The 20,547-nt window shown below is 40.4% G+C and carries 19 protein-coding genes; 14 read left to right on the top strand and 5 right to left on the bottom strand.

Features of this window, described 5'->3' with window-relative positions; genetic code table 11:
* Position 1: 1 nt before the first annotated feature.
* Genes napA through napF form a run of 3 tightly spaced genes read right to left on the bottom strand, consistent with a single transcriptional unit; the run spans position 2 to position 3,228 of the window.
* Positions 2–2,488, bottom strand: coding sequence for a nitrate reductase catalytic subunit NapA (napA, locus tag AB6N04_RS02505; RefSeq protein WP_369310353.1), 2,487 nt, complete (start codon positions 2,486–2,488; stop codon positions 2–4).
* Positions 2,469–2,747: a chaperone NapD gene (gene napD, locus AB6N04_RS02500; protein WP_369310352.1), complete on the bottom strand. Its 279-nt coding sequence runs from the start codon at positions 2,745–2,747 to the stop codon at positions 2,469–2,471. Before napD ends, napA begins: the two co-directional genes overlap by 20 nt.
* Entirely contained in the window at positions 2,737–3,228 is a 492-nt protein-coding gene (gene napF, locus AB6N04_RS02495; RefSeq protein WP_369310351.1) for a ferredoxin-type protein NapF, read from the bottom strand. Before napF ends, napD begins: the two co-directional genes overlap by 11 nt.
* An 812-nt stretch (positions 3,229–4,040) precedes the next feature.
* On the opposite strand from napF, the gene nrfA reads away from it, so the two are divergent.
* The 7 genes from nrfA (at position 4,041) to AB6N04_RS02460 (ending at position 11,352) form a co-directional block, all read left to right on the top strand.
* Positions 4,041–5,480, top strand: coding sequence for an ammonia-forming nitrite reductase cytochrome c552 subunit (gene nrfA, locus AB6N04_RS02490; protein WP_369310350.1), 1,440 nt, complete (start codon positions 4,041–4,043; stop codon positions 5,478–5,480).
* A 48-nt stretch (positions 5,481–5,528) separates the two neighbouring features.
* The gene (nrfB, locus tag AB6N04_RS02485) at positions 5,529–6,098 is read left to right on the top strand and encodes a cytochrome c nitrite reductase pentaheme subunit (RefSeq protein ID WP_369310349.1); all 570 of its coding nucleotides are present in this window, start codon (positions 5,529–5,531) and stop codon (positions 6,096–6,098) included.
* The gene (nrfC, locus tag AB6N04_RS02480) at positions 6,095–6,766 is read left to right on the top strand and encodes a cytochrome c nitrite reductase Fe-S protein (protein WP_369310348.1); all 672 of its coding nucleotides are present in this window, start codon (positions 6,095–6,097) and stop codon (positions 6,764–6,766) included. Before nrfB ends, nrfC begins: the two co-directional genes overlap by 4 nt.
* Positions 6,763–7,719, top strand: a complete 957-nt coding sequence (gene nrfD / locus AB6N04_RS02475) for a cytochrome c nitrite reductase subunit NrfD (RefSeq protein WP_369310347.1) — start codon at positions 6,763–6,765, stop codon at positions 7,717–7,719. Before nrfC ends, nrfD begins: the two co-directional genes overlap by 4 nt.
* A 24-nt stretch (positions 7,720–7,743) precedes the next feature.
* Positions 7,744–9,603 (top strand): heme lyase CcmF/NrfE family subunit, encoded by a 1,860-nt coding sequence (locus AB6N04_RS02470; RefSeq protein ID WP_369310346.1) that lies wholly within the window; start codon positions 7,744–7,746, stop codon positions 9,601–9,603.
* A complete protein-coding gene (nrfF, locus tag AB6N04_RS02465) occupies positions 9,596–10,633 on the top strand; it encodes a heme lyase NrfEFG subunit NrfF (RefSeq protein WP_369310345.1) in 1,038 nt (345 codons plus the stop codon). Before AB6N04_RS02470 ends, nrfF begins: the two co-directional genes overlap by 8 nt.
* A 320-nt stretch (positions 10,634–10,953) precedes the next feature.
* Positions 10,954–11,352, top strand: a complete 399-nt coding sequence (locus AB6N04_RS02460) for a hypothetical protein (protein WP_369310344.1) — start codon at positions 10,954–10,956, stop codon at positions 11,350–11,352.
* A gap of 216 nt (positions 11,353–11,568) precedes the next feature.
* On the opposite strand, the gene AB6N04_RS02455 is transcribed toward AB6N04_RS02460, so the two are convergent.
* Complete coding sequence (locus tag AB6N04_RS02455; RefSeq protein WP_369310343.1) at positions 11,569–11,820, bottom strand: GDCCVxC domain-containing (seleno)protein; 252 nt, start codon at positions 11,818–11,820, stop codon at positions 11,569–11,571.
* A gap of 180 nt (positions 11,821–12,000) precedes the next feature.
* Here AB6N04_RS02455 and yegD point away from each other — a divergent pair, with 180 nt between their 5' ends.
* The gene (yegD, locus tag AB6N04_RS02450) at positions 12,001–13,353 is read left to right on the top strand and encodes a molecular chaperone (RefSeq protein WP_369310342.1); all 1,353 of its coding nucleotides are present in this window, start codon (positions 12,001–12,003) and stop codon (positions 13,351–13,353) included.
* A gap of 56 nt (positions 13,354–13,409) precedes the next feature.
* On the opposite strand, the gene AB6N04_RS02445 is transcribed toward yegD, so the two are convergent.
* Complete coding sequence (locus AB6N04_RS02445; protein ID WP_369310341.1) at positions 13,410–13,889, bottom strand: DUF4822 domain-containing protein; 480 nt, start codon at positions 13,887–13,889, stop codon at positions 13,410–13,412.
* 205 nt (positions 13,890–14,094) lie between these two features.
* Here AB6N04_RS02445 and AB6N04_RS02440 point away from each other — a divergent pair, with 205 nt between their 5' ends.
* The 6 genes from AB6N04_RS02440 to dmsD all read left to right on the top strand — a co-directional run bounded on the left by AB6N04_RS02440 (position 14,095) and on the right by dmsD (position 20,498).
* On the top strand, positions 14,095–14,283 hold the full coding sequence (locus AB6N04_RS02440; protein WP_369310340.1) for a chlorhexidine efflux transporter: 189 nt from the start codon (positions 14,095–14,097) through the stop codon (positions 14,281–14,283).
* Between the two features lie 276 nt (positions 14,284–14,559).
* Complete coding sequence (locus AB6N04_RS02435; protein ID WP_369310339.1) at positions 14,560–15,303, top strand: TonB family protein; 744 nt, start codon at positions 14,560–14,562, stop codon at positions 15,301–15,303.
* Positions 15,304–15,773: 470 nt separating this feature from the next.
* Positions 15,774–18,200, top strand: coding sequence for a selenate/tellurate reductase subunit YnfF (ynfF, locus tag AB6N04_RS02430; protein WP_369310338.1), 2,427 nt, complete (start codon positions 15,774–15,776; stop codon positions 18,198–18,200).
* A 10-nt stretch (positions 18,201–18,210) separates the two neighbouring features.
* Positions 18,211–18,828 carry a DMSO/selenate family reductase complex B subunit gene (locus AB6N04_RS02425; protein ID WP_369310337.1) on the top strand — a complete coding sequence of 206 codons (618 nt, stop codon included), beginning with the start codon at positions 18,211–18,213 and terminating at the stop codon, positions 18,826–18,828.
* Between the two features lies 1 nt (position 18,829).
* Complete coding sequence (locus AB6N04_RS02420; protein ID WP_369310336.1) at positions 18,830–19,687, top strand: DmsC/YnfH family molybdoenzyme membrane anchor subunit; 858 nt, start codon at positions 18,830–18,832, stop codon at positions 19,685–19,687.
* 193 nt (positions 19,688–19,880) lie between these two features.
* Positions 19,881–20,498 (top strand): Tat proofreading chaperone DmsD, encoded by a 618-nt coding sequence (dmsD, locus tag AB6N04_RS02415; protein WP_369310335.1) that lies wholly within the window; start codon positions 19,881–19,883, stop codon positions 20,496–20,498.
* Positions 20,499–20,547 lie beyond the last annotated feature (49 nt).

Raw genomic sequence — 20,547 nt, 5'->3', positions numbered from 1 at the left:
ATTACACCTTTTCCAGTTTAACGGCACATTTTTTGTAATCCGTTTCTTTAGAAAGTGGGTCTGTCGCATCCAGTGTTAACGTATTGACTAATTGCGCTGCATCGAAGAACGCCATGTACACCAAGCCTTTTGGTGGTCTATTGCGGCCTCGTGTTTCAACGATGGTTGTCACATCACCACGGCGAGAAACGACTTTGACTTTATCACCACGACGCAATCCTCGATCTTTCGCATCAAGAGGGTGCATAAACACTAACGACTCAGGGAAGGCTCGGTGTAACTCGGGAACACGGCGCGTCATGCTACCGGTATGCCAATGTTCAAGTACACGCCCTGTGGACAACCACAAGTCGTATTCTTTATCTGGCGATTCTGCGGGGGGTTCAAATGGCAGTGCGAAAATAACTGCTTTACCATCCGGTTTTCCGTAGAACTGATAACCAGCACCGGCTTTGACATAAGGGTCATTCCCTTCGCTATAGCGCCACTGGGTTTCTTTGCCATCAACCACAGGCCAACGGATACCGCGTGCTTTATGGTAAGCATCGAAGTCTGCTAAGTCATGACCATGTCCACGACCAAAACCGGCATATTCTTCAAATAAGCCTTTTTGTAAGTAGAAGCCCAGCTCACGAGATTCATCATTTAATTGGTCATCGGCTAATTCGCTGATGGGGAATTTTGTCACTGCATCGTTGGCAAAAAGGACGTCGTATAGGGTTTTACCGCGCAGTTCTGGTTTTTTCGCCAGTAACTCTTCGGGCCACACTTCGTCTGTTTTAAAACGGCGAGAGAATAACACCATCTGCATTAAGTCAGATTTTGCTTCACCCGGTGCTTGAACTTGTTGACGCCAAAATTGCGTACGGCGCTCTGCGTTGCCGTAAGCCCCTTCTTTTTCTACCCACATAGCAGTTGGTAAGATTAAGTCGGCAGCTAATGCACTGACCGTTGGGTAAGGATCTGATACCACAATAAAGTTACGAGGGTCGCGCCAACCTGGCATACGCTCTTGGTTGATATTTGGGCCCGCTTGCATATTGTTGTTACACATCACCCAGTAGAAGTTCAGCTTACCGTCTTTTAAGGCACGATCTTGCGCTACCGCATGTAATCCGACTTTGTCAGGAATGGTACCCGCAGGTAATCCCCAAACACTTTCCACTTTTTCACGGTGTTTTTCATTAGTCACCACCATGTCCGCAGGTAATCGGTGTGCAAATGTGCCCACTTCACGAGCAGTACCACATGCTGATGGCTGACCAGTTAAAGAGAAAGGACCGCAGCCCGGCTGAGAGATTTTGCCAGTTAATAAATGTAGGTTGTACGCAAGGTTATTTGCCCAAACACCACGCGTGTGTTGGTTAAAGCCCATCGTCCAGTAAGAAACAACCTTAGTTTTCGGATCTGCATACAGCTTCGCTAATTCTTCTAACTGGTCTTTTGGTACGCCAGTCATTTGCGCGGTTTTGTCTAAGGTATATTCTGCAACAAAGGCTTTGTACTCGTCCCATGTCATCGGTTCAGATGCATCAGAACCTGCATTTTTGGCACTTTTTTCTAATGGGTGAGTTGGGCGTAAACCATAACCAATATCTGTTGCACCACGGCGTAAGTTAACGTGCTTATCAAGGAAGTCCTGATTAACGGCATTGTTTTGAATAATATAGTTCGCAATGTAGTTCAAGATCACCAAGTCAGACTGTGGAGTAAATACAATGCCGTTATCCGCAAGTTCAAAGCTACGGTGTTTAAACGTAGATAAGACTGCAACACGTACATCTGGGTTCGACAAACGGCGGTTGGTTATGCGTGACCACAAGATTGGGTGCATTTCAGCCATGTTTGAGCCCCATAGAACAAAGGCGTCGGCGTGCTCAATATCATCATAACACCCCATCGGTTCATCCATACCAAATGTACGCATAAAACCGACGACCGCTGACGCCATACAGTGACGTGCATTCGGGTCTAAGTTGTTAGAACGAAAACCGCCTTTAAACAGTTTAGAGGCGGCATAACCTTCCCAAACGGTCCATTGACCAGAGCCAAACATACCGATCCCTTCAGGACCTTTTTCTTTTAGGGTGGTTTTAACTTTTTCTTCCATGACATCAAACGCTTGTTCCCACGTAATTGGTGTGAATTCGCCATTTTTGTCATATTCTCCGTCTTTCATGCGCAGCATGGGCTGCGTTAAACGGTCTTTTCCGTACATAATTTTCGGTAAAAAGTAACCTTTGATGCAGTTTAACCCACGGTTTACAGGGGCTTCAGGGTCACCTTGGCTCGCAACAATACGGCCATTTTGTGTGCCCACAAGAACACCACAACCTGTACCGCAGAAACGGCAAGGGGCTTTATCCCACTTAATGCTTTCTTGTTGACCGACGACTGCTTTCGCAATACTCGGTGTGCCAATACCGGCCGCCGCAGCAGCGGCCGCTATCGCATTGGCTTTCATAAAGCTACGACGACTGAGTTTCATAATCTTCCTCACATTGCTCATCCTGCTGGTGATACACCAACGAAACATCTAGCACGCCGTCAAGATCGCGTACTAAATCAATAGTATCTAACAACGTTTTACTGCCTTGCCCTTCAACAACGACAATCAGTTTTCCATTTTCAGGGGCGCTAATCGCCACTTCACAGTTCGGAAACTGATTTATTTTTTCAGTCACAGCAGATATTCGTTCGCTTTTTACTTGTACAATTAAACTGCACACTTGGTATTTACTGTGCATGTTCATGCTCCACGGTAATGGCTGATACAGGGCAACTGGCAACACAGGCACCACAGCCTGTACAGCTTTGTGTTTCTATTTTTGGCTGGTAAATACCTGCCAGTGACGGACGAAAAGAGATAACTTCAGGTTCACAGCTGTCTTGGCAACGACGGCATTCAATAGATTTAAATGCAAGGCAGTTGTCACCGATAGAAACGGTGATATCCCAAGGTTGGGTTTGTTGTGGCAGGAAAATAGGTTCAGGACAGGCGGCTGCGCACGCATAGCAAAAGGTACATTCGCCACGTTTAAAATCAACAACGGGGTACCCTCCCGCACCCGCTCGCAAAATTGTCGTCTCACAACTTTCCAAACAGGCATTGCAACGGGTACACATTTCAATAAAGTGCGCTTCACTACCACTCCATGGCGGTCGAACCACTGGCGCTGCATTACGCCACGCACCAGTTAATACTCCCCGACGGGTGAGATCAACCATGTTATTTCCTTTACATTGCCAACAAAAATCGTAAAAAAGTACTGATAAACCGCAGTTTTTATATGTGTATTATTTATGAGAAATATTAACGATAGAGGTTATAAAAATACATACTACCTAGTGGGTAAAAGGAGTAATGACCGCACTGATAACGGAAATTAACGACATCAGACATCTTAGTGATTTTTAAACATCAAAATGACTAAAAATAGAGAGTGTTGACAGTTTTTTAATTATTCATTAACAACTATTCAATATAGATTTTTAATTTAACCGCGATTTTTAATGTTCCAAGTTTAATTCAACACCAAAAAATACCACTAAAGTGGTAGATGCAATGTCATTTTTAAAGAAAATAATTGCATGTTTTTTGATATAACTCACTATTTATTTCTTATTTTAATTTTCAAAATATAAAAAAGGTTAAAACAAATTAAATTTCAATTAAAAATCAATGCAGTATAAATACAAACTGATTCTTTTCAAATAAAATCGTTTACTGAGATAGTATTTCGAACAGTCAACTTTAAAACTAGTCAATAATAACTATAGCAGTTTCTTTGTTGCTTTACTTTTATTATTTAATTGCATCTTGTTTCTTTAATCCAAATTATCTTTTGATCAAAAACAATATTTTTTGTGTGGTTTTTTGTTACACATATAAGTTGGCAATGTCTTGATAGCATCTGTGCACTTGCTATCAAACCTCTATAACAAAAAATACCCAAAATCGTTCGAGCAAGATATACCCTCTAAATAAACCGCTCGAAAAATGAAGGGATAGTTGGCTCACATTACTCGAGGCCCGTTTTATGGCAAACATAAGAAATAATGTACTGTGCTTACTGAGTTTAATTGCAGGAATATTTCTCTTTACCTCTGTTCATGCACAAACTCCTATTCCGGCTAAGGATGGCTCATCCACGATAAATACGCGTAATGAAACTTTCGAAGCCGCTCACCCAGATCAATATCACTCATGGCGAGCAACATCCGAACAAGCAAACCGCGAAGATGCGCTTGCTGAAGATCCTCGCTTAGTTATTCTTTGGGCTGGATACCCATTCTCCCGTGATTATAACAAGCCTCGGGGTCATGCATATGCCCTTATTGATGTGCGCGAAACATTGCGTACTGGGGCACCAAAAGATGCACAAGATGGTCCTTTACCAATGGCTTGCTGGAGCTGTAAAAGCCCCGATGTCGCAAGACTCATCCAAGAACAGGGTGAAGATGGCTATTTTGAAGGAAAATGGGCAAAAGGGGGGCCAGAAGTTGTTAACGTACTCGGTTGTGGTGACTGCCACAAAACTAACTCAGCGGATTTTGCTAAAGGGAAACCTGAATTAACCCTGACACGCCCTTATGCTGAACGCGCCATGGAAGCCATTGGCAAACCATTCGATAAAGCCAGCCGTTTCGACCAGCAATCCATGGTATGTGGTCAATGCCATGTTGAATACTACTTCTCTGGTGACAAAAAAGCCGTCAAATTTCCATGGGATAACGGTACCAAAGTGGAAGATATGGAAGTCTACTACGACAACATTGGTTTTTCTGACTGGACCAACTCATTGTCGAAAGCCCCAATGCTAAAAGCCCAACACCCAGAATATGAAACTTGGAGTGTGGGGATCCATGGTAAAAATAACGTGACTTGTATTGATTGCCATATGCCAAAACTGCAAAACGAGAAAGGCGAGCTGTATACCAGTCATAAAATTGGTAATCCATTCGACAATTTCGAGCAAACTTGTAGCAACTGCCACACTCAAAGCAAACAACAGTTGCAAGATGTGGTGGCAGAACGTAAACACGCTATCCAAGAAATGAAAATCAAAGTGGAAGATCAGCTAGTTCGTGCTCACTTTGAGGCAAAAGCGGCTTGGGATGCAGGTGCAACCGAAGATGAGATGAAACCAATCTTAACCGATATTCGTCATGCACAATGGCGCTGGGATTTAGCGATTGCCTCCCACGGTATCCACATGCACGCCCCAGATGAAGGCTTGCGCATGCTAGGTGGCGCGATGGACAAAGCCGCTGATGCACGTACCAAGCTTGCTCGTCTGTTAGGTTCTAAAGGCATCACTCATGAAATTGCTATCCCAGATATTTCCAGTAAAGAAAAAGCACAACAAGCGATTGGTTTAGATATGCAAAAAATCAATGCTGAGAAACAAGAGTTCTTAAAAACTGTTGTGCCGCAATGGGATGAACAAGCTCGTAAAAATGACCTATTAGCCAAATAACCGCGATTTGCCCCGATGATAAGGGGCAATACAACCAATGGAGTAATTATGAGCGTACTACGTTCGTTATTCACTGCTGGGGTGCTGGCAACAGGCTTATTATGGGCAGCAGCCGCCTCCGCTACACCTCAAATTGCTGAGGAAAATGCCGATGGCCGTTGGGTTGTCACACAGCAACGAAGCGCTGATGGCGCATGTTTAGATTGCCACAAACCTGACAAAGAAGGCATGCACGGCACACACTCAGAAGTAATTAACCCAAACAATAAGTTGCCTGTGACTTGCACCAACTGCCACGGTAACCCAGGGCCTGATCACCGAGAAGGGGTCAAAGATGTTATGCGCTTCAATAACCCGATGTACGGGGTAGAACAGCAAAATAGCGTCTGTTTATCATGCCACTTACCTGAGCAGCTGCAAAAAGCGTTCTGGCCCCATGATGTCCACGTGACCAAAGTGGCCTGTGCCAGTTGCCATGACCTTCATCCAAAACAAGATATGATGAAGACACTGACCGATAAAGGCAAAGTGAAGATTTGTGTCGATTGTCACTCTGAGCAGCGTGATAACCCTGCTTTCAATCCAGCAGCGGTGAAATTGCGTAAGGAGCAGCCATGAGTTGTTCTCGTCGTCAATTCATTATTTATTCAGGAGCACTGGCAGCGGTAGGCGGGATAGCTGGCCAAACTCTCGCGAATACCATGAAAATAGACGGCGTTCGCTACGGTATGATCCACGATGAAAACTTGTGTATCGGCTGTACAGCATGTATGGATGCGTGTCGCGAAGTTAACCAAGTCCCTGAGGGCGTTTCACGGTTAACCATTATTCGTAGCGAACCCATCGGTCAGTTTCCAGACGTCAAATATCGGTTCTTTCGCCATTCCTGCCAACATTGCGAAAGCGCACCCTGTGTTGATGTCTGCCCAACAGGCGCTTCTTTTATCGATAAAACTACGGGGATTGTAGATGTAAATCCGGACTTGTGTGTGGGCTGCCAATACTGCATTGCGGCATGTCCTTACCGTGTACGGTTTATTCACCCTATTAATAAAACAGCGGATAAATGCGATTTTTGTCGAAAGACCAATCTGAAAAACGGCAAACAACCTGCTTGTGTTGCATCTTGCCCAACCAAAGCACTGACATTTGGTAATTTAGATGATCCTAAGAGTGATATTTCTTTGATGTTAAAAGAAAAACCCACTTATCGATTCAAAATCGCACTTGGAACTCACCCCAAAATGTATCGAGTTCCATTCAAATATGGGGAGGTTAGCCAATGAGAACAGCTTCAGCTTTCCATTTTGAATCACTGGTTTGGGACTGGCCTATCGCGGTTTACCTGTTTTTAATCGGCATTTCTGCGGGTCTTGTTGTATTAGCCGTGTTACTGCGTCAGTACTCCCCTAACGCCGCTGGCAGTGACAGCACGTTAATGCGTACCACACTGATTTTAGCGCCAATTACCATTGTAGTGGGTCTATTGATTCTAATTTTCCACCTAACACGTCCATGGACATTTTGGAAATTGATGTTTCATTACAGTTTCACCTCCGTTATGTCAATGGGGGTCATGCTATTCCAAGTGTATATGGCGGTATTAGTCGTTTGGCTGGCTAAGATCTATGAAACCGAACTGATTGGCTTACAACAAAAATGGCTGCCGAAACTGAGTATTATTCCGCGCATATTAGCCATGTTAACTCGAGCTATGCGTTTCCTCGATATCATTATGCTCGTTTTAGCGGTACTACTCGGTGCCTACACGGGATTCTTGTTGTCTGCTTTAAAATCCTACCCGTTCTTAAACAATCCACTATTACCCGCTTTATTTCTATTTTCTGGAATATCGTCAGGAATTGCCGTGTCATTAATTGCGTTAGCGTTACGTTATCGCAAAAATATCCATAACGACGAATCAGCCTTTTTGCATCGTGTAGAAGGGTTTGTGATTTGGTTAGAGATATTCCTATTAGCCGCGTTTTTTGTCGGCTTAGCCTTAGGTGATGATGGTAAAGTGCGTTCATTAATTGCCGCACTAGGTGGCGGTTTCTGGACTTGGTGGTTCTGGATTGGCGTGGTTGGCTTTGGCTTTATTATCCCATTAGCCTTAAAAAAATGGGTTGATAAAAGCCACGGAGCAGCAAGAATTTTAATGGTCAGTGGTGCAAGTTTATTCGGCGTATTTTGCCTGCGATTCTTTGTGTTATACGCAGGGCAATTAACGGTTGCATAACGTTTAAAGAAATAAAGGTGATAATTGGAACTAATACTCCCAGAAGTGGGCTTTATCTGCCTTGTGCTGGCACTGGTTTTAACCAGTTTCCATGCATTTTTTGGGTTTATTGGTCACTTCAGACACGTTCCGAGGCAAATGTCTCAGAACGTGTTTTGGACATCTTTGCAATTTATCCTATTACTTAGTGCTTATCTCTGTTTAACCATCAGCTTTATTAACAGTGATTTTTCGGTGGTTTATGTTGCCCAGCATAGCCACCGGCTCTCTCCGTTGTCGATTAAAATTGCAGCCGTGTGGGGTGGACACGAAGGGTCTTTATTCCTTTGGTTACTGTTTATTTGCGCTTGGAGTACCTTATTTGCGTGGCGTTATCGCCAGCAAAAGCATCCATTATTTTCCTTAACACTCACCGTACTTGCCACCATTAATACAGCTCTATTGCTGTTTATCGTGCTGTACTCTGATCCCTTTGCTCGTATTTTTCCTCCCGCGATTGAAGGGCGCGATCTGAATCCGATGCTGCAACATTGGGGCTTAATTTTACATCCCCCACTTCTTTATTTAGGTTATAGCGGGTTAATGGTTGTTTGTGCCTTAGTGCTCGCCTCACTATTATCGAATGCGTTTAACAAAATAGCGGCTTGGCTGTGCTGGCGTTTTCTTGTCCCAAGTTGGTGTATACTCACTCTCGGCATTATACTTGGTTCATGGTGGGCCTATAGCGAATTGGGCTGGGGTGGATGGTGGTTTTGGGATCCTGTCGAAAATGCCTCTTTATTGCCGTGGCTTAGTGCAACCGCACTACTTCATAGCTTAACGGCTTCTCGAAAAAATGCGCTTTATCGCCACTGGTCAATGTTACTGGCGATTGCCACGTTTATTCTCTCTTTATTAGGTACCCTGATTGTCCGTTCTGGCATTTTAATGTCTGTGCATGCTTTCGCATTGGATAACGTTAGAGCCGTCCCTCTCTTTATTTTATTCTGTTTTTTAAGTCTGAGCAGCTTACTTGTTTACGGTTGGAAAGCCAAAATTACCGACAACACTTTACAGAGTAGAACACCGCGTGAGATTTATTTATTACTCACACTGATTCTATTTGTCGCTGTCTTATTTATTGTACTCACAGGTACGTTGTACCCCATGATTTATACACTATTTGGCTGGGGGAAAATTTCTGTAGGTGCACCTTACTTTAACCACACCTTATTGCCATTTAGTATATTAATGTTACTAGTCATAACATTAAGTGCATTTAATCCCCATAACAGAAAACGACCTCTTATTTATATTGCACTCTTATGCCCATTGATTGGCTTGCTTTTAGCATCTCGCGGTATCATTATCGCTACAGCCTGTAGTTTATTCGCGGCTATTTTACTGGTTTTATGGCTAAAACCAGTTAAAACTATTCGCCAACAGTTCCCTGCTTTAGTCGCTCATACGGGCGTAGTTATTTTTGCCGCAGGTATCGCGTTTTCCGTAGGCAGCCGCCAAGAAACTAGCGTGAATCTGGCTGTTGGGCAAAGCGTCTCATTAGCGGGCTATCAATTCAAATTCACCGATTTACAATTGGCGGCACAACCCAATTACACTACCGAAAAAGCCATTATTTACGTCACTCAAGAGAATCAATTTCAACATAAATTAATAACTGAACGTCGTTTTTACCTCGCTCGCCAGCAATTAATGATTGAACCGGCTATTCATTGGGGGTGGCTACGTAACTGGTATGTCGTTTTAGGCGAGAAGAGTAGCGATCAACATTATGCTATGCGTTTCTATGTACAAGACGGTATACAATGGATATGGGGCGGTGGCGCATTAATGTGCTTAGGGCTATTAATTGGCTGGATACGAGGGCGAAAAAAACATGATTAATCTTTTACGCGCCCTATTCTTATTTATTGTTACCTCAGTAGCAAACGCGCAAATTGTGGATACGTGGCAATTTAATTCCCTTGAAGAACAAGAATACTCATTGCAGATTGCCTCACAATTGCGATGTCCGCAATGCCAAAACCAAAACTTATTAGAGTCCAACGCTCCCACCGCGGTCAGTATGCGGCACCAAGTGTATAAAATGGTAGCCGAAGGAAAAGACAAAACCCAAATTGTGCAATATATGACTGACCGCTACGGCGATTTTGTTTTGTATAACCCCCCTTTCACGTTTACTACCGCCATCCTTTGGTTATTACCTTTTTTTGCACTTTGCCTGATCACCTACTACTTCTTACTCGCTATGCGCATGCAAAAAAAGGGAGTGACAGCACGCCCCGTGAGTGAACAAGAGCAATTACTGACTATACCGAAAATTAATCCGTTACTAAATGCATGGAACCGTAAGCTGAATATATTGCTTATCATCTTATTTGTTAGTGTGCTTGCAAGCTATTTTTTACTCCCCCGCTTCCAATTAACTTATAATGAATACCAACGGATTTCAGATCCAATAAATGTATTTACACCATTAGAAAAAGAACAAAGTGACCTTTTACGCTTACAAAATAATATTCGCCAATTCCCCGAGAATGGTGAACTTTGGGCAATACTTGGAGAGTATTATTTATACCAAAATAGCTACGATAATGCCTTAGTGGCCTACCAACGGGCAATCAAATACACAGGGGAAAATGCACAACTCTATTCAGCAATCGCCACCGTACTATATTACCAAGCAGGGCAACATCTTACAGATGACGCCTTAGCTGTTATCAACAAAGCGCTCAGCCTTGACAGCCAAGAAGTGACAGCCCTAATGTTAATCGCTTCCGATGCATTTATGAATGCAAACTATGATAAAGCTATTCAAATATGGCAAAAGTTGCTGGACAGCAATAATCCAAGAATTAATCGAGCTCAACTTATTGAAGCGATTAAAATGGCAAACCTTATGAATAATAAATAATGATATTTTTATTTCATTATTAATTACGTTAGTTATTAACATGTGCTAATCTGTTATTAAGTAATATTCCTATCCAGCTAAATAATGTCATTGTGTTTAAATGTGTAATTTTTAGTTTCTTATTGATTGTTATTATTTCCCCTCTATATTACTTAAAAAAAACTTATGCTATATTAAACGCAATCAACACCCCTTAATGAACATAAGTGGAATTTCGTAAGTAATTTAGCCATATAACTTCTATATATCTTTTAACTATAATATTTATACTTACGTATTCATTAAGGAAATTAAAATAATTACATATAGAAATAAACGCTATGAAAAATAAGATATTTTCATTTTTAGTTATTGGCCTTATTGCTGGCGCTTCTTTTATTGGTGGCGTTGCAAGTAACTATACACCTGATTTAGATATTGTTGCTAAATCACAAAAAGCGGTGGAAGACTTTTTAGCTTTCCCCAAAACTGCTGAGTATAAAAATGTTAAATATCATGAAATAAGAGAAACTCTCGATCATGGTATGCTCGGTTATGTTTGTGGTGAAGTCCTCATTTTCACTCCCCAAAACTCTTATAGTTTTAAGCGGTTTATTGTTAAAACATACCTACATAAAGATGGACGAAATGTAGTTTCTATTCCATTAATAGATCGCGAGGATAAAGAATATCCAAGTGATGACTTTAATATCATTTGGAATAAATATTGCCACAGTTAACAATAGGTAAACATTTTACTCCATATATTTCTAACTAAATTTAATAAAGATAATATAGATCAAATATCAATTTAATATTTAATAAAAATAACTACATTTAGGCTTATACATACCAACAAAATAATAACCCCATATATTTTTATATGGGGGGTTAAGGTTGTTGACAAAGTGGGATAACAGCGTGGCTTTTCCCACTTTGTGTTATATATGTGGGCATTAGCAACTACTCGAATTTTGACGACAACAACAGTCTGCTCCGGTAATCTCAGCTTCTTGGATCGGTGGGCACTTAACTGAGCCGTAAGAGCAAAAAACACAACAATCGCCTTTTAATGGTTTTAATAAAACACCACAGTGTTTACATTCATAAAACCATTGGCATGCATCCGTTGGCATTTGTTCAGTTTCCGATTTTCCACATTCAGGGCACGTAATAACTGACATTAACATTATCTGCTTATTGCTCATGCTGGCTCCAAACATTCTGAACCTATTATGACTGTCTTACTAGAATAACAAGTATCTACGACGATTTCCTTGAGCTAAAAACAGATTGAACTAAAAATTACTATTCTGATAGTAATTCGAGCCGGCTTGATATAAAGTCTTTCCCCTTTTTTCCTTGGTCACTTAATTTTTGGAGGCGAGATGTTTATTGGCTTTGATTATGGAACATCTAACTGTGCTGTCGCAATAATGGAAAATGGCGCACCTCGATTATTACCTTTAGAAGGTCAGCAAGCTTACATTCCATCGACCCTTTGCGCACCAACGAGAGAATCCGTCTCTGAGCATTTATTTCGCCACTGTAAAATTTCACCTTCCGATGATATTGGACAACAAATTCTAAGAAGGTCGATAGCATTCAATCAAGAAGAAGGCATTGAGTTAGTGCCTGAAGATATTGTGTTTGGTCAGGCCGCGTTAGATTTATACCTACGTGATCCTCGTGACGTATATTATGTAAAATCACCTAAGTCATTTTTAGGTGCTTCAGGTTTACATGAAACACAAATAAGTTTTTTCGAAGATCTTGTTTGTGCGATGATGCGCAATATAAAAGACACAGCTGAAATAAGTACACAAAATCCGATTACGGATACAGTGATTGGACGCCCGATAAACTTTCATGGTCGTGGTGGTGAAACAGCCAACCAACAAGCGGAAGCAATTTTATACCGCGCAGCAAAACGTGCAGGATTTAATCATATTGCATTTCAATTCGAGCCCGTTGCGGCTGGATTAGAATACGAATCAACATTAAATAACGACCAGATAATCCTCGTTGTTGATATTGGTGGTGGGACAACAGATTGTTCATTAATTCAAATGGGGCCAAGTTACCGCGGCTCTGAAGACCGAACACAATCCTTATTAGCACACACAGGCCAACGTGTGGGGGGCAATGATCTCGATATCTACCTTGCTTTAAAACAATTGATGCCACTTTTTGGTATGGAGAGCCAATCACTATCTGGACTTAAAATGCCATTTTTACAATTTTGGAACCCGATTGCCATTAATAATGTGGAAGCGCAAAAAGCATTTTATTCACGAGCAAATTTATCCGCTCTCACCCGATTACAACAAGATGCCAAAGAACCTGAAAAAATTGCGCGTTTACTGGAGGTTTATCATCAAACATTAGGCTATAGCCTAGTTCGTAAAGCCGAGGAAGCCAAAATAGCCTTATCGGATAACAGCGCGTATTTGGCGCAAATTGCACTCATCAATAATGTATTGGAAATTAACATTCAACAAGAGCAGATGGTTGAAGCTATTGAATCACCAAAAAGTAAAATGATTGAATTAGTCAAAGAAGCCGTCATCCAAGGTGGTGTACAACCTGATGCAGTTTTTATCACAGGAGGCAGCGCACGCTCGCCTATATTACATCAAGCCATTGCCCAAGAACTGCCTAATATACCGATTGTAAAAGGTGATGATTTTGGCTCTGTAACTGCTGGGTTAGCACGCTGGGCAGAAACTTGTTTTAAATAAAAAAGATCGCGATATTTTCCCAAAAAAATGCCGCACTCGGCGGCATTAACACTAAACTATTTTTTTACTTTATGCACAATATCAAAGTACTTATCTTTACTGTCTTGTTCTGGATAAATACGGTAAGTATATTCTTCCGGTGTCACCGTAACGTTTTCAACAACACGGGTAAATAGCACTTCGCCTTTATCATTTTTAGCCGTTAATGAGCGAGTTTTCCCATTCTCATCAAATGACCAATCCCCTTTCATTTTTGGTTTTCCATCGAAAGTGGTCATATTAAAAGTACCATCAGGATAGTATTCTGCTAAACCAAAGAAATTAGCGACTTGTTTATCATCTGCACTCACGACTTTTTTGTCTTGGTCTAACGCTTCCGTGGTTGTCCAGACTTTACCGACCATAATTTCTTCGTAAGCATTTAATTTATGTTCCGCACTTTGAGCTTGAGTAGCAGCTTGAGTTGTAGCGGCTTGAATACCAAATGACATAGTAGATACAACAGCAAATAATGTAGGTACTAATAACTTTTTCATTTTCTTCCTCTCAATTAACGCTAACAACAGAATGGATTTAGGTTAGGTTAGCGACATGAGTCTTATTATCAAAATAGTATTACGTTTATTTACAAGATAACATTTTGTTACACGAAATATTTAGATTTTTAATCTACATAAATTCAATTTAAATATTACCTATACTGTTAGCTTTGAATTCAGTTTTATTATCTTAGGTATTCTGATGTTGGCATTATTATTGTGCATAACACTGTGGAAAGCCTTTCTTTTGGAAGTTGGCTTTATTGCCTTTTTCTTGTTTTATACTTATGTATTTAATCAGGTACAGGATATTTTGCGAGTACACTTATTTGAACACGAAGAAAGACATAACCGCATTAAACTTCACCTTAATAACTATGCCAAAACTTAGACATCATCCTGAGCTTTTTAGCTACTCCATACTTTTAAAATATGTATTTGATTGATTTTTATAAAAATATAGAAAATCACTTTGAAATAGACTATCTCAAGAGTTAGTTGATATCCACTAGCATTTGCAATTGATAATTATTTGCATATAATGCAAGCCATATTTATTTTTATGAATAATAAAATTATCTCCAGTTAAACAATAGTAAAAAACCAATAAAAGCATGTCGTTATCATCATCCCTTCTTAACTAAACTGAAAAGGATACTGAGAGTATATGATGAATCGGAACATCTTGATGTTTATCCTATCAATAACACTACATGTTTTGGTTATTAGCTCTTTTGTTTATATTACGAGCGAATCTTGGAACAAAAAAAATCAAGCGCAGTGGGAAGCACCGCTCATCTCAATAGCGCTAACTCAAGCTGTGAAACAAAGCTATCCCGCAGAAATCCCCTCCTCCCATACAGCGCCGGCAGAAATAAACACTGAGATCTTGGTTGAAAAAGCAGTGATCACAGTCCCTAAAAAGCAGAAAAAAATTGCGAAAAAAACAGAAGAACCTATAACGCCTAAGTCAACCACGGTGGTAAAAAACACCGAAAGTCCTAAAAAAACTGCCGCGAAAAAAACAGCTGAGAAAACTGAAATAGCACAACAGCAAAATGGTGATCATGTCCCCTCTCAATCTTTAGGGAGTAGAAACCCAATAACGCAGCAAGCTTCAGGCACAGTAGATAACCAATTAATTAATGCTTATCGTGAAAAATTACGCCAAGAAATAGAGCGTCATAAACAATACCCACGTCGAGCCAAGAAAATGAAAGATCGCGGAATCGCCAAAGTCCAATTTCAGCTTAATCAGAAAGGAGAAATTAGCTTAATTCGTCTAGCCAGTAGCTCAGGGAGCGAATTATTAGACAATGCAGCACTACTGGCAGTGCAAAAAAGCAACTCAGTTGGTCAACCACCCGTAGGTTTTGCACAATCAATAACATTAAATATTGAATTTAATTAACATTAAGAATTAAACTCATTACGATTAATGGTATTAATAAAAAACTGCACTAACTGCAAACAATTTAATTAAAAATTAATATTGAAATAACAAATAAGTTAAAAAAAACAATGAAAAAACATTTTTTATTAGATTAATTACGCCGCATTAATAAGAGTTATTAATTTTTTAGTCAATACATAAAATTTTTCTCTATTTTGCCTTTAATCATTTAAAATAGAGAAATATATTCCAATTACGGCTAATCGTTAACAAAAAAAATCATAACACCTCGAATAAACATCAGATAACCCGTTATTTATCAAACGGTTAAAATATTAAATTTTATTAATGAAACCAGTTAGTTATCAATAAGCTACTAGTCCAAAAAATATTAATTCATTGATATGACGCAAAAAACAATCTTAATCAACTAGTAATATGATTTCTTGAAAGCCATATATTTAATATGGTCATTAAGGGTCATCTCAATGAATATAAAAAATAAATTATTAAATAGCCCTATTTCAAGGCGTAGTGTCGTGAAATCTGGGGCTGCAAGTGGATTATTTGCAGCAGTAGGTAGCCTATCTCTTCCTTTTAATGCAAAAGCAATGAATACCCCTTCTTCCTCAAATCCCCCCGAGGACAAAGTTGTTTGGAGTTCATGTACCGTAAACTGTGGAAGCCGCTGCTTATTGCGGTTGCATGTCAAAGATGATGAGGTATTTTGGGTCGAATCCGATAATACAGGTAACGATGAATATGGCAACCATCAAGTTCGTGCTTGTTTACGTGGCCGCTCAATTCGTCGCCGAATGAATCATCCTGATAGGCTGAAATACCCAATGAAGCGTGTCGGCAAAAGAGGTGAAGGTAAATTTACCCGAATTTCATGGGAAGAAGCGCTCGATATCGTCAGCGACAGCTTACGTAATACATTGAAAAATTATGGTAACGAAGCTGTTCACGTCTTATATGGAACGGGTGTTGATGGTGGTAATATCACTAACTCTAACGTCCCTTATCGCTTAATGAATTCATGTGGTGGATTTTTAAGCCGCTATGGCAGCTATAGTACCGCTCAAATTCGTGCAGGTATGAGCTATCTGTATGGTTCACAGGAAGCCAATAGCCCTGATGATATTGCAAATACTAAACTTGTTGTCATGTTTGGTAATAATCCAGCCGAAACTCGTATGAGTGGAGGCGGAGTCACCTATTATATTGAGCAAGCACGTGAACGCTCAAATGCGCGAATGATAGTCATTGACCCTCGCTATAACGATACTGCGGCAGGTCGTGAAGATGAATGGTTGCCTATACGCCCGGGTACTGACGGAGCCTTAGCCGCCGCCTTAGCCTATGTCATTATTACTGAAGGTATGGTTGATCAGGCTTTTGTTGATAAATATTGCGTGGGTTATGATGAAAAAACACTTCCAGCTTCCGCACCACGCAATGGTCACTATAAAGCCTATATTTTAGGTGATGGGGCTGATGGTGTAGCGAAAACACCTCAGTGGGCCTCAACCATTACGGGGATCCCAGCCGATAAAATTATTAAACTAGCACGCGAAATTGGGCAAACTAAGCCCGCTTATATTGTTCAAGGCTGGGGGCCACAACGCCATTCAAATGGAGAACAAACCGTTCGAGCTATTGCAATGCTCGCCATTATTACAGGTAATGTAGGGATTAGCGGGGGAAATTCAGGCTGCCGTGAAGGGACTTATGATTCAGGTGTTGAATGGTTCCCTATGCTTGATAATCCTGTAAAAACACAAATATCCGTATTTACATGGACTGATGCAATTGAACGCGGAACGGAAATGACCGCGACTCGCGATGGTGTAAAAGGGAAAGATAAACTGGATGTGCCAATTAAATTTTTATGGTGCTATGCAAGTAATACGCTAATCAATCAGCACAGCGAAATCGCGCGCACTCATGATATTCTGCAAGATGATAGTAAATGTGAAATGATTGTCGGTATTGACCATTTCATGACTGCATCGGCAAAATATTGCGATATTTTACTCCCTGATTTAATGCCGACTGAGCAAGAAGACTTAATTCCCAGTGAATCAGCAGGAAATATGTCCTACATGATCTTAGGGCAGCCAGCCACCAGTGCAAAATTTGAACGCAAGCCTATTTATGAAATTTTATCTGAAATTGCAAAACGCTTAGGTCCAGATGTTGAAAAAACATTTACCGAAGGCCGTACTCAACATGAATGGGTTAAATACCTCTGTGAAAAAAGCCGCGAACGCTTTCCGGACATGCCAACTTATGAAGAGATGAAAAAGGTCGGTATTTTCAAACATAAATGCCCTGATGAGCATGTAATTGGTTTTAAAGCATTTCGTGATGATCCACAGGCCAATCCGCTTAATACTCCATCAGGAAAAATCGAAGTTTATTCGGAGGCACTCGCGGAAATTTCACAAAATTGGGAACTATCTCCAGACGATATTATCGACCCATTACCAATCTATGCCGAAGGATTTGAGGGGCATCAAGATAAATTACGCGAGAAATACCCGCTTCAAATGATAGGTTTTCACTATAAAGCCAGAACCCATTCTAGCTACGGTAATATTGATATATTAAAACAAGCTTGTCGCCAAGAAATTTGGATTAATCCCATCGATGCTAAAGCCCGCGGGATCAAACAAGGTGATATTGTAAAAGTGTTTAACGACAGAGGGGAAGTACATATTCCTGCCAAAGTTACGCCGCGAATTATGCCGGGAGTAACCGCAATGGGACAAGGTGCTTGGTTAGATGCAGATATGTTTAGTTCAAAAATCGACCAAGGTGGATGCATCAATGTCCTTACGACACAGCGACCATCACCGCTTGCCAAAGGAAATCCGCAACACACTAATTTAGTCGAAATTGCGAAATTGTAAGGAACCCGATATGTCACAACAATATGGTTTTTATATTGATACACAGCGGTGTACAGGATGTAAAACCTGTGAACTGGCTTGTAAAGACTTTAAAAATTTATCAACAGACGTGCATTTTCGCCGTATTTATGAATATGCAGGTGGTGATTGGACTGAGCAAAATGGTGCTTGGCAACAAAATGTTTTTTCCTATTACCTGTCAATTTCTTGTAATCACTGTGATGACCCGGCCTGTGTCAAAGTATGCCCAAGTGGTGCAATGCATAAACGTGAAGATGGTTTTGTTGTCGTTGATGAAAGTGTTTGTATTGGTTGCCGTTATTGCCATATGGCCTGCCCTTACAGTGCGCCTCAATTTGATGCAGAAAAAGGTCATATGACTAAATGTGATGGCTGTTTTGAACGTGTCGCCGAGGGTAAAAAACCGATTTGCGTCGAATCTTGCCCACTACGCGCGTTGGATTTTGCTCCTATTGATGAGTTACGTGCAAAATATGGCAACCTAAATGAAATTGCTCCCCTCCCACCCGCACATTACACCCAACCGAATATTGTTTTAAATCTTAACGCCAATTGCCGTCCTGTTGGTGATACTACGGGCTATCTCGCAAATCCGGAGGAGGTATAAAATGGGTGCTGGCTTACATGAATATCCGTTAATTCTCTTTACTGTTATCGGACAAACCGTCGCAGGTGCATTTATTTTAATGGCACTTGTTTTACAACTTAAATCTTCTGCACAACAACACCATCAAATCGTGATGAGTATGTTTGGATTATGGCTATTAATGGGGATAGGTTTTTTATTATCTATGTTACATATGGGTTCACCATTACGCGCTTTTAATTCAATGATACGTGTAGGACATTCTGCATTAAGTAATGAAATTGTCAGCGGATCCCTCTTTTTTGCCTTAGGGGGATTATATTGGCTTATTTCATTTTTTAAAAAAATGCCTCAAGCACTTGGTCAAACTTGGTTAGTTATCACCCTATTTGTTGCTGCATTCTTTATTTATGCCATTTCCCGCGTTTATCAAATTGACACCGTACCAACATGGTTTAATCAACACGGTAGTTTGCAATTTATTCTAACCAGTTTAATTGCAGGCCCTGTATTAGCCTCATTTTTATTGCGGATTGCCAGTTATGATATTACTCGGGTTCGTTCCTTTGCGCTCATCAGTATTATCGGTGTTATTGCTAGCTGTATTTTAGTCACATCGCAAGGATATGAACTCGGTTTGATTCAAAGCTCTGTGCAAAAAGCCAGTCTATTAGTTCCTGATTATGCATCATTAATGGGATGGAGGACCCTCTGTTTATTCCTTGGTTTAGCTTTTTGGCTTTACCCTTTTACTAAAATGAGAGCCCCTTCAACTATCAGCTTATTAATTGCTGTTTTATTGATCATGTTTGGTGAACTCATTGGGCGTGGTATTTTCTACGGATTACATATGACTGTAGGTATGGCTGTCGTAGGTTAAGTGCTCTTCATGAGGGGAAACTTTTCCCCTCATCTCATCGACAAAAATCTTATGATTCGTTACGATGGTCAAGTGACGATAAAACCAATATGTTGATATTGCTAAAAAACAAGTAAAACTTAACCCCTCTATTTTATCTAAAATTCAAATAGTTAACCCACTTTAGTAAAATCAAAAAACAAAGCGAATTAGTATGGAACAAAAACAATTAGATGATTTTTCACTGTGCATCCAAACTTTAGGCGCACTATTTTCCTATGACCCTTCAGATCCTCGGGTTAACAAGCTCATTGCGTTATTTAATACCAGTGAATGGCTCATCGAATGGCCTTTTACGACGCATTATGATTGCCAGCACATCGATCAACTATTCCAAAGCCAAGCAACGCAACCTGAATCGCTAAAAGCGGCCTATGAGCGGTTATTTATCGGCCCAAATGCGCTCCCAGCGCCACCTTGGGGATCAGTATACTTGGATAAAGAAAACGTATTATTTGGCATTTCCACATTAGAATTAAGGGCTTGGCTAAGGAACAATCAAATTAATATTGAGCTAAATTCAAATGAGCCTGAAGACCATGTTGGACTGTTATTTTTATTAACGGCGTGGATTATCCAAAATAAACCAGAGCTATTGGCTGATTTATTGGAAATTCATTTTTTACCTTGGGTATATCGTTACTTGGAAAAAATACAATTACAAGGCAATTGTGCTTTTTATGAAGCGGTAGCGCTATTGGCAACCAAAACTTTAAAACATTTGCAAAAAGAAGCTCAATTAACGCCAGTAAATAAAGTGCTATATCTATAGCGTTTAAAAAATATTATTGGCTTAATCACAAACTCCCTAATTAAATATT

Origin of the sequence: Providencia rettgeri (assembly GCF_041075285.1) — a bacterium.
In the GTDB taxonomy this organism is placed as follows: Bacteria; Pseudomonadota; Gammaproteobacteria; order Enterobacterales; family Enterobacteriaceae; genus Providencia; species Providencia rettgeri_G.
The sequence above is the reverse complement of the archived record's forward strand: the minus strand, read 5'-3'. Positions and strand labels throughout refer to the sequence as shown.